Source organism: Anabaena sp. FACHB-83 (assembly GCF_014697485.1).
In the GTDB taxonomy this organism is placed as follows: domain Bacteria; phylum Cyanobacteriota; class Cyanobacteriia; order Cyanobacteriales; family Nostocaceae; genus Nostoc_B.
This window is the reverse complement of the sequence record NZ_JACJRY010000052.1, coordinates 1-22,255: the sequence shown is the minus strand read 5'-3', so window position 1 is coordinate 22,255 and position 22,255 is coordinate 1. Positions and strand designations below refer to the sequence as shown.

Annotated in this window: 18 protein-coding genes and 1 pseudogene; 6 read left to right on the top strand and 13 right to left on the bottom strand. The window is 40.5% G+C overall.

What is annotated here, in order from left to right:
- Positions 1 to 5: 5 nt before the first annotated feature.
- From H6G79_RS31200 to mobV, 12 genes are all read right to left on the bottom strand, one after another.
- Positions 6 to 1,235, bottom strand: coding sequence for a hypothetical protein (locus H6G79_RS31200; protein ID WP_190594291.1), 1,230 nt, complete (start codon positions 1,233 to 1,235; stop codon positions 6 to 8).
- A gap of 300 nt (positions 1,236 to 1,535) precedes the next feature.
- Positions 1,536 to 2,255 carry a hypothetical protein gene (locus tag H6G79_RS31195; RefSeq protein WP_190594290.1) on the bottom strand — a complete coding sequence of 240 codons (720 nt, stop codon included), beginning with the start codon at positions 2,253 to 2,255 and terminating at the stop codon, positions 1,536 to 1,538.
- On the bottom strand, positions 2,252 to 3,781 hold the full coding sequence (locus H6G79_RS31190) for a TrbI/VirB10 family protein (RefSeq protein ID WP_190594289.1): 1,530 nt from the start codon (positions 3,779 to 3,781) through the stop codon (positions 2,252 to 2,254). Before H6G79_RS31190 ends, H6G79_RS31195 begins: the two co-directional genes overlap by 4 nt.
- 122 nt (positions 3,782 to 3,903) lie before the next feature.
- The gene (locus tag H6G79_RS31185; protein WP_190594288.1) at positions 3,904 to 4,683 is read right to left on the bottom strand and encodes a hypothetical protein; all 780 of its coding nucleotides are present in this window, start codon (positions 4,681 to 4,683) and stop codon (positions 3,904 to 3,906) included.
- Between the two features lie 125 nt (positions 4,684 to 4,808).
- Complete coding sequence (locus H6G79_RS31180; protein ID WP_190594287.1) at positions 4,809 to 5,939, bottom strand: hypothetical protein; 1,131 nt, start codon at positions 5,937 to 5,939, stop codon at positions 4,809 to 4,811.
- Positions 5,940 to 5,992: 53 nt separating this feature from the next.
- A complete protein-coding gene (locus H6G79_RS31175; protein WP_190594286.1) occupies positions 5,993 to 6,673 on the bottom strand; it encodes a hypothetical protein in 681 nt (226 codons plus the stop codon).
- Complete coding sequence (locus H6G79_RS31170; protein ID WP_190594285.1) at positions 6,670 to 9,492, bottom strand: hypothetical protein; 2,823 nt, start codon at positions 9,490 to 9,492, stop codon at positions 6,670 to 6,672. Before H6G79_RS31170 ends, H6G79_RS31175 begins: the two co-directional genes overlap by 4 nt.
- Complete coding sequence (locus H6G79_RS31165; protein WP_191049391.1) at positions 9,482 to 9,775, bottom strand: hypothetical protein; 294 nt, start codon at positions 9,773 to 9,775, stop codon at positions 9,482 to 9,484. Before H6G79_RS31165 ends, H6G79_RS31170 begins: the two co-directional genes overlap by 11 nt.
- A gap of 73 nt (positions 9,776 to 9,848) precedes the next feature.
- Complete coding sequence (locus H6G79_RS31160; protein WP_242048652.1) at positions 9,849 to 10,361, bottom strand: hypothetical protein; 513 nt, start codon at positions 10,359 to 10,361, stop codon at positions 9,849 to 9,851.
- 281 nt (positions 10,362 to 10,642) lie between these two features.
- Positions 10,643 to 11,155, bottom strand: coding sequence for a DUF192 domain-containing protein (locus H6G79_RS31155; RefSeq protein ID WP_190594283.1), 513 nt, complete (start codon positions 11,153 to 11,155; stop codon positions 10,643 to 10,645).
- A gap of 6 nt (positions 11,156 to 11,161) precedes the next feature.
- Positions 11,162 to 12,775: an ATP-binding protein gene (locus H6G79_RS31150; RefSeq protein ID WP_190594282.1), complete on the bottom strand. Its 1,614-nt coding sequence runs from the start codon at positions 12,773 to 12,775 to the stop codon at positions 11,162 to 11,164.
- Between the two features lie 96 nt (positions 12,776 to 12,871).
- Positions 12,872 to 14,656, bottom strand: coding sequence for a MobV family relaxase (gene mobV / locus H6G79_RS31145; protein ID WP_190594281.1), 1,785 nt, complete (start codon positions 14,654 to 14,656; stop codon positions 12,872 to 12,874).
- Positions 14,657 to 15,135: 479 nt separating this feature from the next.
- On the opposite strand from mobV, the gene H6G79_RS31140 reads away from it, so the two are divergent.
- The 5 genes from H6G79_RS31140 (at position 15,136) to H6G79_RS31120 (ending at position 18,545) form a co-directional block, all read left to right on the top strand.
- Complete coding sequence (locus tag H6G79_RS31140) at positions 15,136 to 15,522, top strand: hypothetical protein (RefSeq protein ID WP_190594280.1); 387 nt, start codon at positions 15,136 to 15,138, stop codon at positions 15,520 to 15,522.
- Between the two features lie 15 nt (positions 15,523 to 15,537).
- Complete coding sequence (locus tag H6G79_RS31135) at positions 15,538 to 16,746, top strand: ParM/StbA family protein (RefSeq protein WP_190594279.1); 1,209 nt, start codon at positions 15,538 to 15,540, stop codon at positions 16,744 to 16,746.
- A 106-nt stretch (positions 16,747 to 16,852) separates the two neighbouring features.
- A complete protein-coding gene (locus tag H6G79_RS31130; protein WP_190594278.1) occupies positions 16,853 to 17,251 on the top strand; it encodes a hypothetical protein in 399 nt (132 codons plus the stop codon).
- A 207-nt stretch (positions 17,252 to 17,458) separates the two neighbouring features.
- Positions 17,459 to 17,836 carry a hypothetical protein gene (locus H6G79_RS31125; RefSeq protein ID WP_190594277.1) on the top strand — a complete coding sequence of 126 codons (378 nt, stop codon included), beginning with the start codon at positions 17,459 to 17,461 and terminating at the stop codon, positions 17,834 to 17,836.
- 115 nt (positions 17,837 to 17,951) lie between these two features.
- Positions 17,952 to 18,545, top strand: a complete 594-nt coding sequence (locus tag H6G79_RS31120) for a restriction endonuclease (protein WP_313934705.1) — start codon at positions 17,952 to 17,954, stop codon at positions 18,543 to 18,545.
- On the opposite strand, the gene H6G79_RS31115 is transcribed toward H6G79_RS31120, so the two are convergent.
- The gene (locus H6G79_RS31115) at positions 18,542 to 19,078 is read right to left on the bottom strand and encodes a hypothetical protein (protein ID WP_190594276.1); all 537 of its coding nucleotides are present in this window, start codon (positions 19,076 to 19,078) and stop codon (positions 18,542 to 18,544) included. The two genes, H6G79_RS31120 and H6G79_RS31115, sit on opposite strands and share 4 nt — an antisense overlap.
- A 61-nt stretch (positions 19,079 to 19,139) precedes the next feature.
- On the opposite strand from H6G79_RS31115, the pseudogene H6G79_RS31110 reads away from it, so the two are divergent.
- Positions 19,140 to 22,255, top strand: a pseudogene (locus tag H6G79_RS31110) (hypothetical protein); the annotation flags it as partial.

The following is a 22,255-nucleotide window of genomic DNA, read 5'->3' as shown; positions in this document are numbered from 1 at the left end:
TTTGATTAGGGAATGGAATGAGGTTGACCTAAAATAATGGGGTCTTTTTCTCTGTATTGGATGAAAGGAACTGGCCCGATAAAATAGGGAGAGCAAGTCCGTCCGATAAAGGGAATAGTTTTACAGATACGGAAAAACATCGTAGTCTGCATAGAACCAGTGGATTCATCAATATCCCAAACGACTTGTTTGAAAGCCGAACCAAAGGGATTTCTACCAGTAGGTTCTTGACCATTATTTAGTACCCTCAGAACACCAAAACCACCTCTAACTTTTTGGTATTTCCCAGAAATCCACTGCACCCCAGTACTACGACCAATACCCGACATCTCTGCATGAGCGCAATTATCTTGAAGACAAGGAACATTAAAACCTTGTTGATAACTACCAGAAATAGTACGGACACGATTGGCCTCAATCTCCCGCAACACAAGGTCAACTTTTCCGACAAAAGATAAATCAACATTCAACAAGCCAGGGAAGTTATTCCAAGATAAATCTGATAATCTAGGGACACCGTTAATGAAACTTTCCTGCCAATAAGCGAATCTTTCAAATGCAGCTTGGTCAATTCCAGGGATATCTGTAATTCTATAATTTTTTAAATTGATGCTTTGTCCTAATCTTATCCTTTGTAATCGAGGAATTTGAAGCAAGTTACCAATTTTTCTGTTAGAAGCAAAAATCCCTTGACGCTTGAGAAAGTCATCAAGCGGTTTAACATCTTTAACTAATCGATTATTGAGTCCAGGAACAGCCCTAGATAAACTGGGCAATGTTTGCCAATTCATCAGTTGAAAATCTGAAAGCCTTAACTGATTTAATCTAATACCTTGAGTCCGAGAGATTGTTGATAAATTAAGTTTTTCCATGCTTAATTCAGTATCTTCAAAGTCTCCCAGTTTCAAGAATGTTGCAATACTTTGTCCCGATTTCCAAATTCTAGTTTCATTCCTGCCATTAGCCTGGAAAGTAACCTTGCCATCTTCAGAAATAATCATGTTACTAAATTTCAGACGAGACCAATCAGGTAGAAAGCCATTAGGAGATTTAATTACAGGAACTTGAGCTTGTGCCTTTGGGAGAATAAAACCAATTACTTGATTGAGAACTCCATATTTCCAAAAACTATGAAGAAATAGAAAAGATAACAATCCCAGTAAAATCAAATATCTAAACTGACTACTTTTCTGGGACTTGAATTGATAATTTGATTTTTCTTGTTGTTGAGTCATATTTTTATCTAATTTTGTAAGTATTCAGAACACAAAGTGTAAGAATTCAGCATTCAGGAGTCAAAAGTCAGAATTTAAAAACAATGAGCGTATGATTTATATGTAAGAATTCAGCACCCAGGAGTCAGAAGTCAGAATTTATTAGAACTGTTATGTAACTAGGATATTTATTTACCAAATCTTCTCCTGATTCTTTAACCCTTCTGACTCCTGAATTCTTACATTTATATATTGCTCTAGCAAAAATTTGCTTAATTTCCCAATATTCTGGATTCTGACTCCTGAGTACTGAATTCTTATTTAACTGTTTTGTCCAAGTTTTATTAATTTATTCACTAATTTCATCGAGATAACTGCTTTATTTGCAGATGTTGTCAAGTCATCACCTTGTTGTAAGTACGTAAGCAATTTTTTGAGTCGTTGATGTAGCTCATCATTTGGATTAAGCGTTTTATTTTTAATAGAAATAGCAATACCATTTCGGATGCTATTAACTGTCTCAAAGTTCGTAACTAATGATGGAAGTTGAGGTGTGGTTGTAGTTTTCTTTTCTACGGCATCAGGTGTAATGACTACTTGACTGTATTTCGGACTGCCAGAAGAAACAGCTACACGAAAGCTGTAGGCTTTGCGATCGCCGTTTGTATTTTGCGTGATAATTGTCAGTAGAGTGCTGGATGTCTGCGGTAGTCCAGGAATGTTAACTTTTTTGATTCGCCGGAGATAAATCAGCCCAGCACCAGGGCTTTGACAATTTTGGTCAAGTTTATCTAAACAGCCATCTGTATCTACCAGAATTTGTGATGGGTCATCTAACCAAACTCTTTTGATTGTTTCCTGGACTTGATAAAAGGAAATGGCGACACCATGACCATTCCAAACATTGATAGTTTGTAGTGTGGCAGTTTGACCATAAGCTTGCGTTTGCTTGATGCTGCGGACTACAGGTGCAGCAATTGTGATGACTGGAAAAGAGCAAACTAAGGAGATGACTACACCAATGTAAGGTAAGCTTTTCACGGCAACTCCAAAGTGCGATTCACAATAAAAGTAACTTTAGTGCCTTGGGGGATATACCAAACATTGGGACGAGCCAGTATTTCTTGTGTAGAACTTTCGGCACGAGAACTAACAATGTCTCCCAATTTTTCAAAAGCACCTCGCAAGAAAGCACCACCAATGTTGCGTCGATTATTTTGAATGTTAGTGTTGGAAAAAGCACCCCCGAAACCCGTTTGTATAGATTGTTGAACATCAGGCTGATTGATAATTTCACCAACTTTGGCAAGTCCCCCAACTAATCCCACAGTCAGGTCATACTGGGCAATTTCACCACCCTTATCCTGAAATTTTTTCGCAATCAAGGGTTTACCACCTTGGGCATGAATCGAAATAGCCCCAGCAGTTAGAGGATATTCAGTGTTGTCCTTGATAATACTTCTGACGTAAGCAGTGGCATAATTACCAGCATCAACAGATGCCAGTTCCACCACTAATAAAGTATCGCGCCCAATTGCCACCTTACCATAATTGTCATGTAAGTCTTGGGTCAGTTTGGCGACAAATCGTTGACTATCTTCAGTTTTTTGTCTGCTGTTAGTGTTATCAGTTTGTTGTTTGACTAATGGTGTAATTAAGATCCCAGTAGCGAATTCACCAACTGTCAGGTATTGAGTTTGTTGACCTTGAAGGATTTGTTCTTCTTGGGGTAAATACTTGTCAGATTTAAGTTGAGTATCAGCCTGCCATCGGGGGCGGATTTGTTCGATGTCACTGGATATGTTTTCGTTGGTAGGCTCAGGTACACTTAACATATCTGCTGGTTCTGTTAGTGGTGGTGTTGTCTGGGTGAATGATGCAGGATATTCACCGGGGTCAGTGATTGTTGATTCACCAACAGAACTATCAGCGTAAGCTATGAGTCCGTAGGAGCCAATAGTGCGGAGTCGGTTAAATTCAGCAGTCGGGTCTATGGCTTTTGTCGCTGGTGTGGTCACGAGATTATTAACTCTAGGGCTGGAATTAACAAAACTACGTGGTAGAGCAGGAGGTGAATTAACTCTACTAACCTTGGAAGCTGGGGGTTGGTAACGTGTTGGGGATTGAACTGTTCGCGGTGTTACTGGAGCGGGGTTAGAAACTATCGAAGTTGTTTTTTGGGTTTCAACTTCTGGTAATGGAGCTTGTTTACTTTGATTGCTGTTAAGTTTGTTTAACTCATCTTCCTGTTTTGAAAGCGCGAGTTTGGCATAAACATCTCCATCATCAACTTTTTCTTCAACTGTGGATGTTTCTTGAGGCTGTTTAGCCGTTTTGATTGCTTCTTTGGTTGACGGATTAAAAATACTGTTGAGAAAGAGGAAGATGATGAAAAAGGCTGACCCAAAAGGCACTGCGACTATCAGCAATCTTGACCAGGGAGACGTGGATAGATTGTGCTTAGTAATTTTAGGTATTTCTTTCTCTTGCTCATCAGAAAACTCAGGAAGCTTAAAATCATCTTCCACTTTTAATAGATTATCAATGCTTGAAGAACTGTCAGTCATTCGCTTTGCTCCAATTCAAAATTTTTTATGACAATCCCTGTAAATGAATTTAGGTGTGAGAAATCTCAATCAAAAGTTTTTATTTATTCTTAATTTTGAATTTTGAATTTTGAATTGTTTCTTTACCTTCTGCCAAGATTCAAATCAGTAATTTGGGTAATTTCCAGTCCAGCTTGGCGGACTTGATATATTTTTCTTGCTAAAGCACTCGTGTCCTTTGGTATTTCTTGTGGACTAGAAATAGCTTCCACTGTAATAGTTTTATTAAAAGAAATACCTTTTCCCGCGTTATCATTTCTGTTAAAAGTAACAAGTGTTGCGACTAAATCAACTTCCCATTTACCATCTCTTATTTTGCGCGGTTCTGAGATAAATCGAGGGATGAGAGAAACTTGTTGCTCACCGTTAAATATGCCTGTTGGTGTTAAGCTGGCAAGTTTCTTTAAAAAAGCCGCCCGAAAACCTTGATTTTCGCTCAAAGCAAAAGCCGCATCATAAGTTTTACTTGCTACTTTGCTATTTCCTCTTCCAATATTTCCAACTTCTACACCAGTATCTGTTTTAGTAATTGGTTCTCCTTTTTCATTGAATGTTTGTACAATTCCGTCCCAATTGAACATAGTAATGAAGGTGTCAGACACAAATTTCTTGATAACTTCATTAGAACGCTCTTGGGGTTCTACTGCTCTAGCAAGAATTGTGTTCCCGCTTGCTAGTTGCACTAAAGTTAATGGCTTTTGACTTAATGTATGAATAGCTACATAATTTATCAGTTGTAATAATAAGGAAAGCACAGCCATTGAAAAGCCAGTCAGTGAAATTATTCCGACTCTAGTAGGGACAGATTTGCTATAGCTTAAAAGCTGTAATGGTTCGGCTTTTTCTTTCTTTTTTGTAAACATTGCTCATACCAATTCACTAAAATAATGAAACAGATGTAAACACTCAAAGCTTTGATTAATTAGGCTTTTTCAATTGCGAATTGCGTTAGCGAGCCTGTGAGCGTCATTGCGAATTGATTTGACCTCTATTTTTTAGCAGCTAAACTAGCGCCTTTTGTCACAAATGCTTTACCAGCATCAATTACAATGCTGGTGTAAATTTCAGCCGCTTTGTTGATTTGTTGCCACAAAGCTAATCCACCACCCGCCGCTAACCCGGCTGAGAGAAATGGAGCCATGATGCCGATGGTGAACAGGAAGAATAAGGGTTGATCTGCACTGGAGGTAGCCATCAGTTGTCCTGCCAGCCCAATCATGATATTGAAGGAAAGTTTTCCTATTCCCACAGAGAAATACCCAGTCAGCCAAGCAAATATAGCCTTAGAACCATAAGGTAACAATGAGCCGCCCACTGCCAAAGGGCCAAGGTAGGCTGTTAAGAGCATTGTTAGTTCAATACTCCACTGGTATGCACCATTTAGTCCAAGCAAGATGGCTGAAACAATTTCGATGATTCGTGAGCCTATATATGCACTAAATGGAGAAAAAATTACCTGAAGTGGGTTGGCTTTGTTTTGTATAGCTTGTATTGGCGCTTGAATAATTCTATCCAAAGTTTGAATAAATGATGCAAAAGGTGCTGCCCACGTCCTCGCACCAGGCGCTTGCTGAAAATAAGTCGGATATTGATTTGTTAGCCTTTGTCTGGCATCCTCTAAACATTTAATTGATTCTTGGGGTGTTAGTGACGATGTTTTACAGTTTTGAATTTCATTGGCAATTGCACTGCGAACTGCTACAACTCCTGCTGCTCTTTGATACGCCCCAGCCAAATTAGTTCCCGCCGCCGCCTTTTGTAAAACAAAATTGTTTGTATTGTTTATGTAATTTCTGATAGCTATTGTGCCTTGTCCTAACAATTGCCCATCATTTACTAACAAGGCAACAATTAGCAATACCCAAATAAAGTCTGTATATGGCTTTTGTTCTTCTCCATTCAACATTTGTTTTGTCCATTCGACCATAAAGAAAACAAATGTTGCGACGGCAAACAATACACCTACATCACAAAGTGTTGCATATAAAGTACCTGTTGTAACTTCTTGCCAAAGCTCGTCAAAGCCCTGGGCTAATGCTTGTGCTGCTTGGGCTGCTTGTTGAATTAAATCTCCACCAGCAAACTGAGATTGAGCAAATAAATAATTTTTGATTAGCATAATATCTCCAATTCAAAATTCAAAATTATTTCTTTAAATTTTGAATTTTGAATTTATTTTTCAATGTACGTATGATCTAAACGAGTTAGCACTGCTAATTCAGTGATCAAAGATGTTGTCCCCGTATTAATAAGTTGCTCATTGGCTTTTTGAGCAGCTAAATTATCAGCTACTTGAGTCAGTAGCATATTTGAATGTACTGTGTCGTACCGTTGTTGTAGTGAATCAGTACGTTGATTGGATAACATACCGACAATTAGGGCATTTTGATTTGCGATTACTTTTAAGATATTTTGAGAAGCATCCATTCCTTGGGCCTCATCAGCCAGATTTTGAGCTTCTTGAGCGACTTGCAAGCTATCGTCAACTTTAACTTTTGTTTCCTCCTGTCCTTCTTTTCCTAAAGCTTGAGAAATTTTTAACTTGGAGATCGCTCTTTGTATCGCTTCACCTTTTGCTTGTGCTGTCGGTAGCGATTCTTCATCAGCAGTTTTATTTTTGAAATCTTCACCTGCCGCAACTGGATCTGGCTCACCCATATCGCCTACAGAGTCTTGAGTTGAATCTTCTGCGTCTTGTCCTTGTTCTCCCCAAGCCTCTCTAATCTTGGTGATTAGAGTCAAAATTTTCTGGAAATCCTGATCCAGTTGCAAACCATAACTAGGAGCGATAAACAAGGTACTACTTATAGTCAAAATCACAGCAGTAATGACAGCTATTCTGCGAGTTTTCACGTTACACCTGCTTTGTTTTGTTTAAGATGCTTGAGTAATTGTTGAGCTTCCAGAGAAAGTTCTTCGTCTCGAATCATTCTGATGTAATCTTCAGAAAAACGGACTAAGCCCAATAGTTGATTATTTTGGTATTGTTTGAGAAACAAAGTACGTAGTTCTTGTTCATAGGGGTTGTTAGCCACTGCTGCTAATAAACAGTAAGCCGGATAAAAGCGACAAAATGTAAGTTTGCCGTTATCGTCCAACAACCACTGAGAATAAATGCCCTCCTTTTTTGGATAAAAAGCTTCTGTGCTATTGACCCTAATGATTTCATGAGGATATTTAAAACGCTCGATAAATGGGTCAACTGCTGATGTTTGAACTCTGCCAACTAAGCGTGTAGTGATGTTGGCGAAAATTTTAGCTGATGCTTTACATTGATAAATACTCTCTGGCTCTTGTGCAGAAAGAATCACGCGAATACCTGATTTAGCACCGTTAGCACACAACCGTCCAATTAGTTCGGCAATTGAATCAAACTGAAATAAAATTGGTGCTTCATCTAGGAAGAATATACTTGCTTTTGATGATAATGCCCGACGCAGTGCTGCCGCATAAGCACTTAAAGCTAGTATCGCTGCATCTGCTTCACTTGATAAATTTCTTAACGCAAATACCAATAGTTTAGCATCAGTTCTAAAGCTGGATGGTCGAGAAATTGATTGCCCTACGCTCGTTGATAACCAATAGTTTATTCTCAGACGAACTTGCTCTAATGCTTCTAAAATATTTTTACTATTACTAGCAATTGAATCTAGCTTAATAAAAGCAGGTGAACAGTAATTATAAAAGTCTTTTAGCGTTGGCATTCCTGCCCAAGCTTCGGTTCCTACACCAGATTCTATCGCTGCTTTATAGCGGAGTTTTATATCATCATCGTTAAAGAAGGTTTTTAATGCTAAAGCCACAACTGATTCAATGTTGGTAATCATTGATGGACTCACGCCAATTGTGCTAGTTCCAATAATCATGGTCATAAGAACCGATTTCAGGAATTCCTTAAAATCATTCAATCGTTCATTAATTAAGTCTTTTTCTAATCCTCTTAAATCAGGCAATTCAAATAGATTGTTTGACTCCTTGGAAATGTCAAAGTAAGCTCCCTCTTCACCCAGTAATTTTGTATAGTCGGTAAATGTAGATGTTCCATCTGGTTTTGGGTAATCCAGAGCTACCACTGGAATATCCTGGGCGAGGGCTGGCGTAAGAATTCCTGCAACCAGCACTGATTTCCCAGAACGAGTTGCCCCAAACACTGCAAGGTTTTTATGATTCTGGTACAAGTCTAGGTATACTGGTGTTCCGCCCTCATCAGCAATTAGCTCAAATCCAGAGCGATCTCCTGTGGCTGTGCGAATCAGTGGCATCAACCCTGGAGCTTCATTACTAAAGTATGGCAGTCTGCGCTTAAATGGTTTGGTAAGTAACGGCTCCCAAACGAAAGGACAACACTGCAACCATACCTTCCAAGCATATTCAGTTTCTCTGTCAACTACGGCTGGACGCAGGAAATAACTGGCGAGATAGCGACAAGCCTCATCTAACTCTCGTGTGGTTTTGCGGTGTACCAGAAAAGCAACAGCACTATGTACAACCACATTGCCTTTGTAGATTGTCTTTTGTGCTTCTACTGCTTCCTCTATGTTCATACCAGATTTGACATCGATATTGCCTTTCTGAGATGACAAGGTTGTACTTGTGATTGACTGTTTAGTAATGCGTTGTAGATTGGTTTTGGTAATGCCTTGATTTGCTTTTGTTAGCTGACACAAGATTTCTGTATCAAAAATACTGTCTCTAGAAATTAGTTCCCACAAGTAACGTAATTGAGCTTTTTCATCAATCCAGCCCCCTGGTTTTTGGCTGAAGTTGAGCGCCCCTATATATTTATCTTGAATTTTTACCCATCTTCTATCAAAAAAAGGCACAGATGCTTCATTTTCTAAAAGATGATGACGAACATGAAAATCACTTGTTTGGCTTTCAACCAGTCCATTGTTCTCACTGATTGTTAACGGGTTAGGAATTGCTGGAGGTTGAGAGAGATTGAATTGCTGCCAAATTACTTCCCATATTTCAGATGCACTTAAAGTCCTAATTCCCAATTTCATTTTATTGCTAAGTATTGATTCCCACAGTAAAAATCCATCATTAAATGAATTGATGAGAATATTTTCAATTCTGGTATTGTTAAATCCATGAATTTCTCCCGTAAACTTATACCAGCCTTTTTCTAGTTTCCTGATGATACCCTCAATAACATCTGAGCTTTTGTTGTCGTCGTCAGCAACAGTATAAGTACACCATAACCGGAGAAATTTATTTTTCCGAATTCCTAACTTCGTTAGCTCTTTTATTCGCAGCCTTTCACTCCGTACTAAAAGTTTCAGTTGGTCGATTTCGCATTTATTTTCTATAACTTTTAATTCTTGCTGTCTAGCATAGTCTGACGTAAATGAGCCTAAGTGAATAGTCAGAAATTCTTTTTCTGGGATTTCTTTTAGTCCGGCTTCTATACCGTCAAATATTGGTAGTATTTGCTCATTCGGTAAATTTGGGTGGATACCCAAGCAGTCGAAACAAAACTTAATTTGAATATCTTCTTTTCTTTTCAGAATTAATGCCCCGACTCTTTTTCTCCCACCTAAATTTATGTCACAGACTCCTGCTAAATGAATAACATCCTCAAAAGGAGTCAGCGTTTTAACTACGTTAATTTGTTCGGAATCTAGAGACTGCTTACCTAATTTATCAGTTTTTTTTGACTTAGTTTTCATCTTGATTCTTTAACGCTTTATAAGTCATATAACCTCTGCTAATTCGAGGTACACCGACGAACTTTCCAAAAAAAGTTCGATTAGAAGATAGAACCCACCAAGTCGCCCATCCCCATGCAATACTTAATCCTGTCGCTAACCAACTCACTTGGAATATGTAATTCAGCACCAATACATTGAGTATTGCTATTGCTGACCAAGGAAATATTTGGTCTGCTGGGAATGGGCCTAGTCTGGGTCTGTCTCCTAATATTCTGTTGACAATCCTGAATTTTTCTTTCATACCATTAAAATGCCAAATTCAAAATTTAATTGGGGAAACAATTTTGAATTTTGAATTTATAATGCTTGAGTTTTTATCCAATTATTAATCCTGTAGCTAAATCCGCTACAAAAACTGCCAAAACGATAATTAATGGTGTTCTTGCTAAACTTTGCCAGTCTTCATCATTTCGTGCTGCTTGGATAATTCGCACGATGCTAATCCCTAAATACAGCAAGAATAATCCTCGCAAAACGTTAAAAAATAAAGCGACTACCAATTGTGTTTGAGCATTACCACCAGCATTGTTAAAAACACCATTCATCCATGTTTGCGCTCTTTGAAAAAACTGAGCATCTGCTGGAGCATGAGCAAAATCCAATACAAAAACAATTGCTAGAACCGTAAACAGCACAGCATAAAGATTCACTCCATACTTGCGTTGTATTTTTTCAAAATTAGTCAGTAAAGCTTGTGTTTGCTTTGGAATTGCAACTGCAATTGCTCCCACAATCATGAACCCACCTAGCAATATATTATGGACTGACATCTCAACAATCATCAGCACACCTGTTATTCCCATGAGGGCGATGGTGCTATTTTTCATGATTTTGTTGTTCTTTTTGGATGAGGGAAGTTCGCGTGTATATGTTGTTTGCATCTCTCTTACTTAATTTAATAACTGAAAGACGAACACCCACATTATTTGTTGTGGCAACATAAAAACCCACAAACCTAAGTACGAAAAAAAATCATACTTTTGTCTACGGAAATGATTTGTTACTCATTTACCGTATTAATTATTCTCTTCATACAACTTTTGATGTATTCATTCAACACTGCAAGTATAAACAACAACAAAAAACAAGCCTTTAGGTAAATGTATTGCTATTGACTTTTTGGTAATTTTTGGATAGATAACTTATCCCCAACTCGAATGCCAGCACCAGGGGCGAGTTCCAAAACGTGCGTCGCAGCACTACCTTTGTAAATCGGACAAGGATTTTTGGGACAAGGTGGGGCGTTGTAAATCACTGTCGTCACTACATTATCTTTGAGATAAATTATGTCCAGTGGGATTTTGACCTGTGACATCCAGAATGGGACATCTTTGTATTCTTTACCGAGAACAAACAACATCCCGCGATCGCTCGGCAGAGATGACCGGAATTTCAAGCCTTTCTCCAATTCCTCTGGTGTACTGGCAACCTCTAGCTTAAATACTTGGTTGTTGTGGGTCAAAGTGTGGGTTACTGGTAGATACTGGGGGCGGGTTTGTAAGTAAACGAGGGTTGACGTTGCCACAACAATTGATATACCGGCGACAGGCCCCAGAATATTCAGGAACCTAAACCCCGCAATGTACAAGTCTTTTTCTGAAGGAATTTTTACTAATTGCATAAACGTTCACCCAAAAATATCAACGTTACCGACACTGTATATAGAAGAGTCAACCGGGGACGACGGCAACCCTTGTAAATCAGCCTTATTTCGCATACTCTCAACCCGGTCAGCTTCACGAATCGCTAGAGGGTTAATGTTTTGCCTTGCTTCCAGCAGCGCCGACAGTGTAATCTCAAGTGGTGGTAATTCCGATGGCATAGTGTCGTCGGGAAACATTTGGCAGAAAGTAGCGATTGCTGCTCGTTCCACAATCGCTTGAATCTCCGCGCCTACACAGCGATTGGTTGCTTTAAGTAATCTCTGCCATTCTTCAGTGCTGAAAGCATCTCCACCACGAAACCGCTTATCAAATCTGGCAAGGTGAATCTTGAATATGGTGTTGCGTTCGCCGTGGTTGGGCAAATCCACCTTGAAAATATCGTCAAACCTACCGCTTCGTGTTAATTCAGGTGGTAGCCAATCTAATCGGTTGACAGATGCCAGTATTAATACTTCGCTAGTACGTTCTTGCATCCAGGTTAAAAGCATACCAGCCAAGCGTTTGGATAAATCATCATCCCCGGCGAATCCCTTATCAAAGTCGTCCAAATAGAAGATGACACTGTTGAGACGGTCGAGCAATGTTAATAAAATTTTGAGCTTGTATTCGGCTAAGTTGCCGTAGCTGCGGAAGCTTCCCCACTCTACGATAATTAAAGGAAGTCCCAAACGCGCCGAGCAAGCTTTGGCTGAGTGCGATTTACCTGTGCCGGGAGGGCCGATTAGCAAAATACCCTTGGGTAGTCGGAGATTATAAGCTTTCGCCAGTGGTGTCAACAGTCGTTTGTATCGCTTAAATGCTTGTTGCATTAGCTCCAATCCACCAATCTCAATGGTTGGTGGCAGTAAAAAGTCAACGTTGTAAATTCGCTTAAACAGGTCAATTTTATAGGTAAATAGTTTTTTGATTAACTCTTGAGCGTTGAGACAACCAGATGCGATTGCTTGTCTGATACCATACTCAATATCAGCAAGATACATTCCCACACAGGCGATCGCGGTAGAGTTAATATCTGTTTCGCTGTGATTGGGCAGGATCAGGGGTAAATGATTAGCAATTTCAGCAACACTTGGTAGCTGCTGAACTACGGTAGGGACTTCTGGTGCAATGTCAGTTGACAAGCTGGCATTTGGCCCCAACAAGATAGCAGTCTTGTTTGAGTTACGATTGTACAGTTTGAGGTTAATCAGCGCCGACTTGATCCACTCCGCCGTGAGAAAAAAGTCGGGGTTAGAAGTCTCTCCCAGCCAGGGAAACATCCCCTCCAGGATGAGAATGCCTTGTAAATCAGTGGTTTTCCAAAATCTCAAGATTTCAAAATAGTGTTCGCGTCGGTTTTTGGCGATCGCCTGATATTTGGTTTCAGGTTGTAATGTCAAGTCTTGGTCGTTGACAATTAACTGGTATAGTGCATCGTCCTCCAGCGTCCAGATGTAGCAGTTGATGTTTTGCTGCTGGCATTCGCTGGCGATGTTTTTGAGTAGCCGAATTCTCTCTTGCAAGGGAGATTCTATGGCAATTAGCTTGTTCTGGAGTTTTATTAACTCAAAAACTTGTTGAACTAATGTTGAACTCATAGGTTGACGTATTGTTGCCAACCAGATCATAAAAATCTTAAATAATTGCTTGCACCAACGAAAGTACAAAAATAAATAGTACCTTTGGCTATTGTTTTAAAGTTCCATTTCCTCATTTTTTTGTGGGTTCAATTTTTGGGAGAGTTGCACCAATTCCTGATTCCAATCACCAGCCTTACACTTAAGCCGAGTAGCCTGTGGTAGTAGTTCTTTTACAGCCCGTGCAGCTACATTGCCCGATTCATCCGGGTCAAAAGCCACCTGCACATTAGGGATATGCTGCAATTGCTCCACAGGTAAACTGTTGGGGCTATCAACTGCCATGTACAGTGTTCTCGTGGGTGGCACATCGCCTCTAACTTGATACTCCAGCATGGCTATTGACATAGCATTGATGGGCGATTTACACAGCACTAGTTTTTCTGGAGGGTCAGTCGGTTGTCCGCCCAGGTGAAAGTAAAACCAACCCTCACGGCGCTTAGTCCCTTTCTCGTAACCCTTAAAACTGTTATTCTCGCCCCGTGTCCCTCGCAAGAATGCACCTTTAGCATGGGGTAGATCGCCAAGATTCCGCATCACGAACACAGCATTTTGCTGATCATCAGCGTAAATTAGCCCCCGTTCGTGGAGAGATTGAACCAGATTCTCGCCTATTCCCCGGTTCTGGGTGAGGTAGTTAGAGACTAACTGCCATTTGGCTTTGTCCTCAACTGGTAGTCGGAATTGCGGACGAGGTTCAGACTGGATAATCTCACTTGTTGCATTCTTGGCGTGAGCGATCGCTGCTCTTTCTGCCCCGGCTTCCCCGAATCGATCACTGAGCCAAGCGATCGCTTCTCGGAAACTGCAAGAGTTAACGTGCATCACCAAGTCAATCGCACCGCCGCCGCCCTTTTGTTGCTCCGGTGAAAAATTGTAAAACTTCGAGCCATCTATATTAATGATGTGACCGTGGCCTCTCCACCGTCCTTGGTCATGATGTAACCCCAACTCCCAAGCGACATGCTCTAGGGGCAAGTCCCGCAGTTGTTGAGTTTGGTATTCAAGCGATCGCACTTTTTTTTCTAAGCGTTGTCGCTCCTTCTCGCTATTCCTGGCTCGTTGCTCCGCACTTCTCAATCGCTCTTGCATAAACTTTCTGTCAGCAAGTTGATGGTTAATCGCTTGGAAGTGTTCATTATCCTGAATCCGAGCAATGTAAGCCCTGGCTGATTCCAAAGGTAGCGGTGCTAATTGCTGATTCGACCAAACGTTGCTTAGTGGTTCGCTATTAACCGCTTGGTAATACTCTTTAACTTTCGTATGAGTTGCCTTACTGCCCTTCACCCCTCGTTCAAGACCCAAAGGCGCGAGTGCTTCTGCATAACTGTCTTGGAGTTTGGACAACTTGATTCTTCCTTGTCCACCTCTGCCGCCAAACATCGCATCATGACTGACTCTGCCTGTTTTTTCATTGGCTGGCACGATATAGGCGTGAATGTGTGGGGTACTTTCATCCAAGTGAAGTTCTGCCCTGACACAAAGAGAACCATAGTTTTCCACCAGCCAATCACGAGAAGCAATAGCCCATTGCTGCATTCTCTCATCAGACCAATGCCCCGAAGCCGATGGGTCATGAGGACGAAAATATTCAGGAGATGCACTTAAAAACATTTCAGTGCATAACACCGCATCCTTTCGAGGACGATGCAGTAGCGTAGAAATTCTTTCTTTGACTATCTCGGACAGTGGGCGATTATCTTGTCCTCCAATTAACCGAAAATTCTCTTTAGTTGGATCAGCGTTGGGCGTTTCTCGGTTCCTTAAAACATGGTCATCACTTCCGGCGACATTACCAAATGTTTTGAGCTTTTCAATCCTGAGAATGGTGAGTGGCAACATAAACTTTTATATTACAAATGCAGCATTTTTGTATTACAAAAAAACTGCAAACGAATGGCGATTTCATGTTTTGAGTGAGTGTGAAGGATAGCGCAGCCATCAGAAGAAAATGAAACCATAGTAGGTATGGTTATTTTATCCTGCCACCGGAGAATTGTTGCAGCCATCAAGCGCATTGTCCCTAAAGCAGTTACAGGACAGTCGCAGAGGCGAGAAAAGAGATGCTCTAGGACAGTCATTTAGCAGTTTCAGGACGGCTGTAGAAGAGTGATAAAACAGTCCTGGGGAATAGTAATCTAGTATACAATTGAATGATTAAAACCCCACTAATTACATGGATTTAGTGGGAGTGATAATTAAGCTTGTCAAGGAAAAGGAATCGGCTTAGACTTTAATTAATTGAGTTTTCCATTTAATTCTACAAAGTGAAAGAGGAAATATTAGCGCGAATTAACGCGCAAAATCTTTGTGTGAGAAAAATGGAACAGAATCAAAAAGTAATTCTTTCAATCAAGCGAACAGCAGACACTATTGATGGACAGATAATTAACTATCTGCAAACGGAGCCGTTTGGCTTGGGGAAGCTACCAGAAATAGTGATGATGACTCTCAAAGAATATTGGTTGCCTTTCACTATTTGTGATGCTGGCGCAGGGAGTAAAGAACTGAGGCGGGGGGCAATTTGGGCAATCAAGCGATTAGAAGCGCAAGCTGCCTTGATTAGAGAAACATTTCTAGAATCTAGTGCAGACAGTGGAGAGCCAATGCTCAACGATAGCCAACTTTGGGATGAGAGTGGTGACGGTTTGTTCACAATAGAACCGTCAGAGGATTTGAAGCAGATTAATAGGTTGTTCGGTGTTTAATAATTGGGTGAGAAAATGAATAGAGTTTCACAAGTTTTGGCAAAAATGGTTGCTACCTTTGATTTAGGAGGTAGCCAGAGCAAAGGGATTGTGCAGATATATCCTGATGGTCTACCAATGGTAATAGCAATGGAACCCGAAGTAGCGGATGTGCGAAGAGAATCAATTACACACCTGGGAAATCGATTGTATTCTGATTATGTTTGGGTGGGAATTGGCGAAGAATACTATGCTTTAGGCGCTTTAGCCAAAGATGCTTTTGCAGGTACAGCAGCACTTAAAGATTTGAAGTATCATTATGCCCTGCCAAAAATAACTGGTTTGCTGTGGTGGGCTTGTCATCAATTAGATTTGAAGGCTGTAGAAGCTTATGTAGACTTGCTTTTACCACCTGGAGAAATATCTGATGGTGGCGAATTAGGTAAAAAATTGGCATCAGTTTTAAGCCAGGGTGTCATCACGCCTACGGGAAAACTAAAAGCTAAGTTGCGTAACTTTCAGGTAGCCCCAGAAGGTAGTGGAATTCTCGCTTATCGAAGACGTGGATTAGGTGAATCATTCAAACAGAAAAACATCGGATTGCTGATGTTGGGTTATCGTAATGCTTCTTTTCTTTTGTTCAAAAAGGGTAATCCAGGTGCTTCAGAATCTACAGATTTAGGTATGAATTGGGTGGTAGAACAATTTGTTGAGCGAACTTCTGTTGGATTATTAAAAAATGACAAGCGATTACCTAAAGCCTTAGTAGAAGCCAGCAAAGGCAATTTGAATGCGCTTCGTTCTTTGTCGCGCAAAAGTGGTGAAGAAATTGAATCTGATTTAAAGTTATTTAATTCAGTTCTCCCAATTGTGCGCGATGATTACTGTCGCGCTTTAATTCGTTGGATTAGAAATATAGCTGCATTTAATGAAGTTGTTATTTGCGGGGGTACATCTGAGTTTGTACGCCCTGAATTAACAGAACATTTCCAAAAAGAAGGTATACCGATTTCTTGGAATGGAGGTGTTGATATTCCCAAACCACTTGATACTCTGGGTTTAGGGGACAGAGTGGCCGATGTTTGGACTGCACATATTACCTATATTAAAGAACTGGACAATCATTTTGGTTACAAACGCACTCAACCATTGGTTCCAGATAACTATCAACATCCAGGTGTCCGAAATCGCACTCTTGAAACAGACCTTTGGAATGGCAAGCAGAATAGCTTTTTGACCATATAATCCCAACCCTTTAATTCGCAATTAAAAGATTTCGGTTTTTGGTAGAAGCGATCGCATAAATTTTTTCCACCAAAATCTCAATAAACATTGCTGATGCACTAAATTTATGCCAACAGACATCGAACAGCAAACCCAAAAGTTATTACAATTCGCACAAGAACAGAACTTTGATGAGCGTTATCTAGGTTATTTTGGTGATGTTTGGCAAGAGGCTGGCGTAAAAGACCTCTCGAAAGCCACTACTCAGGATGCCGAAAAAGCTCTACAAGTTCTAGCCAACAGTGCGGCTAGTGGAGAATTTGTAAAGGCATGGTTGTCTGTTGCAGTTCGCCAGGGTGTTCCGTCCAATGTGTTGGAATACATTCTTGAAATTGATATTGATGGCGACGGACGGACGTTGGCGCAGGAAATTTTTGTTGATGGTACAGATCCCTTAGAACAAGATTCCCCTGCGCCACAGCAAGCAATTAATGTCCGAAGTCAAGGCATCGAACTAGAGCTTTAGCATGAAATTGCAAAAAAATCTACAGAAATAAGTACGAATTTTTTTGTACTCCTGTAGATTGTTTTAGCAGAACTCAGCAGATACACTCTGTTTGGATAACTCAAGATATTCCTCTTTCACTTTTCATAACACCACTCTAGTAATATCAATTCTTTAATGCAAATTATTGATATTACTGAATATTTACCAAACAAATTCGAGGAAAATATGCAGCACCAATTGACAACACTGAATGGCTCCAGCAAGCATACACAAATATCTCAACCACAGATATTAAACTCTGATTTAACTCCAATTCAGTATCAGCAGAAATTAGAGGCTTTACTTTTTCAAAAAGCGGCACAGGGGGAAGATGTAGAACCCTGTATTAATGCCTTAAATTACTTTGTCAGTCAGAACAAACAACTTGACTTGCTCAACAAAGTTTACACTGATGCCAAAAAAGAATTGTCAGTATTTAGCTCTGTTCAGAGAGTAGCTATAACTGTTTTTGCTATTCTCGGCATGATTGGCGTTTTCAATTGGGCTTTTACTCAGGCTCGGCACAATCCAGCTTCAGTTAATGCCCCTGTTCAAGCACCCTAATTGGTATCAAAGGGTAGACTGCTGATTTTTTCACGAGTAAGTCTACCTCCACTACGAGTGATGTCTAACGACAAGCCGCAAGCATCTACGCAGTAATATCAATGAAATAAAACCAGTGGAGCTAATTGTTTCCTTCATCATTGTTGTTGTAATACTTTTGATAGTTTGGGCATTAAGTCCAACCAAGAAGTTTAAACGACGACTAAAAAGGAAGAAATCACCCAAACGCCAAACAAAACACCAGCGCAACATCAACCACGCTAACGCAGTTCTGCAATGGCTCCGTAGCAAAAACCCTGAAGCTGAATTGCCAACAGTAATTGCGACATTACGTAAAATTAGTCCCTATGTTTTTGAGGAATTACTGTTAACCTGTTGTCAAGAACAAGGCTGGCGAATTGAGCGCAATCTCAGGTATAGCGGCGACGGCGGTGTTGATGGTCGGGTTTGGGTTTCGGGCAGTTTATATCTGATTCAAGCCAAGCGTTATGCGGATTATATTAACCCGCAGCATATACAACAGTTCCAGCAAACTATTGAACAACTCGGTGCTAGTGGAGGGTTTTTCATTCACACAGGGAAAACTGGGGACAAATCAAAACAGATGATTGGTGATTGTCCCCAGGTGATTCTTGTTAGTGGGCAGAAGTTGGTTGATTTTGTTTTGGGTAAGCCCGTCCAAATAACATCAACCTCGGTGTTTATTTAGATGAACGGTGGTGTGTCTAAATCGAAGGGTAAACTGCTTGGTTCTTCGTTGTTTCTTAGGTCTACTTCCATTTGCTGGCGGCGTTGTTGGTATGTACCGTTAGCAGGTTTGAGACTTCGCATTAGCCAAGCGCCATAGTTAATCCCTTGTTCGGCGTGGGATGCTGACATTTTATTGAAGTTTTCTACTTCAATCTGTTGACGGCGTTCCATTTCTGCCAACCATCCCTCGCTAATTCCCTGTTTTAACGCAGACTCAATATAGTCGGCTCTAAGAGTACCGTCTGGGTTAAATTGTTTCTTTTCCTCAGAAGTGAAGAAGTCGTAGGCTGTGTACTCTATCCACTCTTCTGGTTGTGTTTCGTCCAAACGCTTCCATTCATCAAACTCCGCCTTTAACCTACGAGCATAACTATCAACGGCTCCTGGATGACTCCCTTCAGCTATTTTTTGTTGCCTTACCTCATCCCTCATTGTTCCATCAGGTAAAAATTCTTTTTTGTGCATATTGAACCATCTCTTGGTTCTAGACATATTTATTTTCGCCATAATTAACACCTCACAAAATTGATAAAGTTTTAATATTTGAAGAGCTATGACTCTAGAATTTAAACACTTCGACACCAGACTAAATACTTGGATTCATGTTGACGGAGATAGCAAGAATCCTGAATCAATTTTAACCGAAAAGCTGGACAATACTCTACTAGAATTTTACTTTCCTGACAAAGAGTTTTCTTTTGGACATCTAGATGAATATAGTACCCCAGAAGATTTAAAAAATCATCCAAATGGGCATACTCTCTTATTATCTTCTAAGACTAGATTGCTTTATGGTTCACCAGAATGTTTGGAAGTGATTGATAAGCTATGCCCTGATAGAAAAGACCGGGGTGCTTATGGTTCTATTTTTTTAGGTTCTTGCAAAAATTCTCTTAATGAAACTCTCAATATCCTAGTAGTAAATGATGATTCAGATCCGGACAAAGCTGGTGAAAATGGAGGAATTCTCAAAAGAGAAAGTGCTTTCAAATTAGTAGGAGATTGTTACGGACAAATTTCAACTCAACTTTATGACAAGTTGACAAAAAGGGAAGAACAACAAGATTACCGAGTCATTCAGCATCGCTTTGGTTGGAGAGAAGGCGATGGAGAAGATACTAAATATAGATTTGGAAAAGGAACCTTAAGACCACATAAACTAGATAGTGTAGAATATGTTAACCCCCAAAATGAGCCAAAAATCGACCTAATTCTCCCCCTCTCCAGCTTCAAAGGCACAGACAAAGACCGTCCAGGGGGAGCAATTAAACCCCAAATTCAACCAGGACTCTACACACAGAAAATATGGCTAGGTGAAAAGTCACAGTCAGAGCGCGGTAAAACAGCAATATCTCAACTATTAGCATCATTCCCCCAAGGTATTAAAGATTTCGCTGAAGAACTAGAAGCTCAAGCCCAAAAGTTAGCAGAATCCCAAAGTGACCCCAGAAAAGTGGCTCAACTTTTTTGTGAGAAATATGAAAAACGTAAAGCTTTCACAGAAGAACAGAAAGCCTCTCTGGAACAACAAATCACTGAACAAGTTGCTGATGGTTCACTTGTTAAACAGTTGGAATTGCTCACATGGAATGAAGCTGAAGAACAATTTGAAGCAAGTGATGATTTGGATGAAGGGTCACAGAAAGATGATTTATTAATGTACAAGCTCATCAAAGCTGATTTGGTGAGTGGACATAACCAAATTTTAGAAACAGAGAAGGTCAGGAGAGAGCTTGCTAAATTCGTCCAGGGTGAATGGCGAGATATCGCTTTGGGAGGGACACTGACTTTTGATAGAGCTATGATTATTTCATCCAAGGAATTGAAAAACGGTGAAATTTGTGTTCCTTGGTTGGATGAAGGTGAAAAAGTTCTTAATTTCCGTTCACCATTCCTCAACTCTAACGGGTTGTGTGTTTCAACTAATAAGCTTGTCGATGACCGACTAGGGCCAGATGGTGAACCGTTAAAAGGAATTATCGTCGTCAACGATGAAGACTTAAAACGCATTAAAGCGAGACTTCAGCCTGACGAAATAGCCCCATTAGAAACCGAATCAGAGCGCCAAGGACGAGATTTTGACGGCGATTGTATTGGAGTGACGCTTGCTAGGAAATACCCCAATCTTACAGCAGAAGCCGAGTACAGAAATCAGCCCGAAAATGCTTATGCTCCTACTGTTAAAGAGAAAAAGCAATCATTTTATATTAACGGAGAACAACCACCATTTGAGGAAATAGCCATACACATGAGCGATGGCATCAGTGTGGGCATTATTAATAATCAAGTGACCTCACTTTTATCTTTAGAGTCTGAAATCGAAATCCTTAAAACTTACGGAACTTCTGAGCAAAAATCAGCTTACTTAGACCGAGTACTAGAACATTATGAAAAACTACTAGAAGAAGATAATGCCAAGCCTATTAGGGAAGAGTATAAACCTAATATACAAGAATTTGTAAAACTCGCTCAAAACCCAGATAGAACGCCTGAAAGCATTGAGCAGGCGATGGATAAAAATCGTATACTATATCGTAAATTAATCGAAGAAGCGTGTTATCACAATCAAGTCGCGGTGGACTTATTCAAAAGTTCCCGAAAGCCAGAAATGGATTTAATTAAAGAAAATAATCGCTATTTGTACCGCAAGGTAGACTATGTTAGAGATAAAAAATCAACCTCAGTTTATTTAGATTCCGGCATCAAAACCACGGGCTATTCCCCAGTCGAATTATTAATCAACCAAACTAACAAATACTTCCAAGAATCGAAACTGGAATCACGCCCTATAGTCCAGTTCAGCAATTTATTTAAAGATGTAGAATTTACACCCCAGCAGAGATTCAGTGCGATCGCTGCAAAGTATGAATTTGACCGCCTGTACAACGCTGCCGTGGCAATGGAGCGACGGCGGGAAACAGAGCGAGGGCCATCAGCCATTATCCAAACGCAGCAGGGGACTAAGCTGGAGATGACAAACCTCTTACGCCACAAGCATCCGGGCATTTGGAAGGCAGAATCTATCAACTTGAAGCTGGTAGAGGACAAGCGCAGCAACAAATTATTGGCGATCGCCCAAATTAACAACGAACAGGATGATAATGGTAATCCTAAGTTTCGTAGACTCGGCACAATCAGCCCCCAGTCAATAGAGGAAAACAACCTCAAGCCAGGGATGACAACCAACAACGCCAAGCTGGTTGAATTCCGTCCCGAACTGACCAAAGGACAAACGCGGTTGATGTTCTCGCAGGCTTACAAATTTGCCCAAGCATATTGTGAGAGCATACCAGAGTCCGAACGATTGTCGGCGGCGGCGGCAGCGTGGAGTGTTGGGGCGGCGAGGCAGGATGAACTTGAATCAATTCAAAATTCAAAATTCAAAATTCAAAATAAAAGTCAAATCCAGAAGAAAACACCTAACTTTGTGTTCGCGGCATTCAGTGAGGAAATTATCTCGCGCTTGGGGGAACTGCAATTTACTGATTTGCGAGTCGGCACACTGAGTAATGAGGCTAACAACTTCAAGGGTAAAGAATGGAACCCCGACGAAAAATACAATGTAGAAATCCGAGCTAGTGACCACCCACCGGGACACGATCGCTACGCTTCGAGATTAGTGTTTGTTGCCGATGGTGATGGTGAATATAAGGAGTTTGCAGCGTTAGA

What these genes read in the sequence shown, in the direction of transcription:
- H6G79_RS31200 (WP_190594291.1), bottom strand. Translation starts at nt 1,235, where the DNA reads ATGACTCAACAACAAGAAAAATCAAATTATCAATTCAAGTCCCAGAAA.
- H6G79_RS31140 (WP_190594280.1), top strand. Translation starts at nt 15,136, where the DNA reads ATGGAACAGAATCAAAAAGTAATTCTTTCAATCAAGCGAACAGCAGAC.
- mobV (WP_190594281.1), bottom strand. Translation starts at nt 14,656, where the DNA reads ATGTTGCCACTCACCATTCTCAGGATTGAAAAGCTCAAAACATTTGGT.
- H6G79_RS31185 (WP_190594288.1), bottom strand. Translation starts at nt 4,683, where the DNA reads ATGTTTACAAAAAAGAAAGAAAAAGCCGAACCATTACAGCTTTTAAGC.
- H6G79_RS31180 (WP_190594287.1), bottom strand. Translation starts at nt 5,939, where the DNA reads ATGCTAATCAAAAATTATTTATTTGCTCAATCTCAGTTTGCTGGTGGA.
- H6G79_RS31135 (WP_190594279.1), top strand. Translation starts at nt 15,538, where the DNA reads ATGAATAGAGTTTCACAAGTTTTGGCAAAAATGGTTGCTACCTTTGAT.
- H6G79_RS31125 (WP_190594277.1), top strand. Translation starts at nt 17,459, where the DNA reads ATGCAGCACCAATTGACAACACTGAATGGCTCCAGCAAGCATACACAA.
- H6G79_RS31130 (WP_190594278.1), top strand. Translation starts at nt 16,853, where the DNA reads ATGCCAACAGACATCGAACAGCAAACCCAAAAGTTATTACAATTCGCA.
- H6G79_RS31170 (WP_190594285.1), bottom strand. Translation starts at nt 9,492, where the DNA reads ATGAAAACTAAGTCAAAAAAAACTGATAAATTAGGTAAGCAGTCTCTA.
- H6G79_RS31115 (WP_190594276.1), bottom strand. Translation starts at nt 19,078, where the DNA reads ATGTCTAGAACCAAGAGATGGTTCAATATGCACAAAAAAGAATTTTTA.
- H6G79_RS31165 (WP_191049391.1), bottom strand. Translation starts at nt 9,775, where the DNA reads ATGAAAGAAAAATTCAGGATTGTCAACAGAATATTAGGAGACAGACCC.
- H6G79_RS31150 (WP_190594282.1), bottom strand. Translation starts at nt 12,775, where the DNA reads ATGAGTTCAACATTAGTTCAACAAGTTTTTGAGTTAATAAAACTCCAG.
- H6G79_RS31160 (WP_242048652.1), bottom strand. Translation starts at nt 10,361, where the DNA reads ATGAAAAATAGCACCATCGCCCTCATGGGAATAACAGGTGTGCTGATG.
- H6G79_RS31190 (WP_190594289.1), bottom strand. Translation starts at nt 3,781, where the DNA reads ATGACTGACAGTTCTTCAAGCATTGATAATCTATTAAAAGTGGAAGAT.
- H6G79_RS31155 (WP_190594283.1), bottom strand. Translation starts at nt 11,155, where the DNA reads ATGCAATTAGTAAAAATTCCTTCAGAAAAAGACTTGTACATTGCGGGG.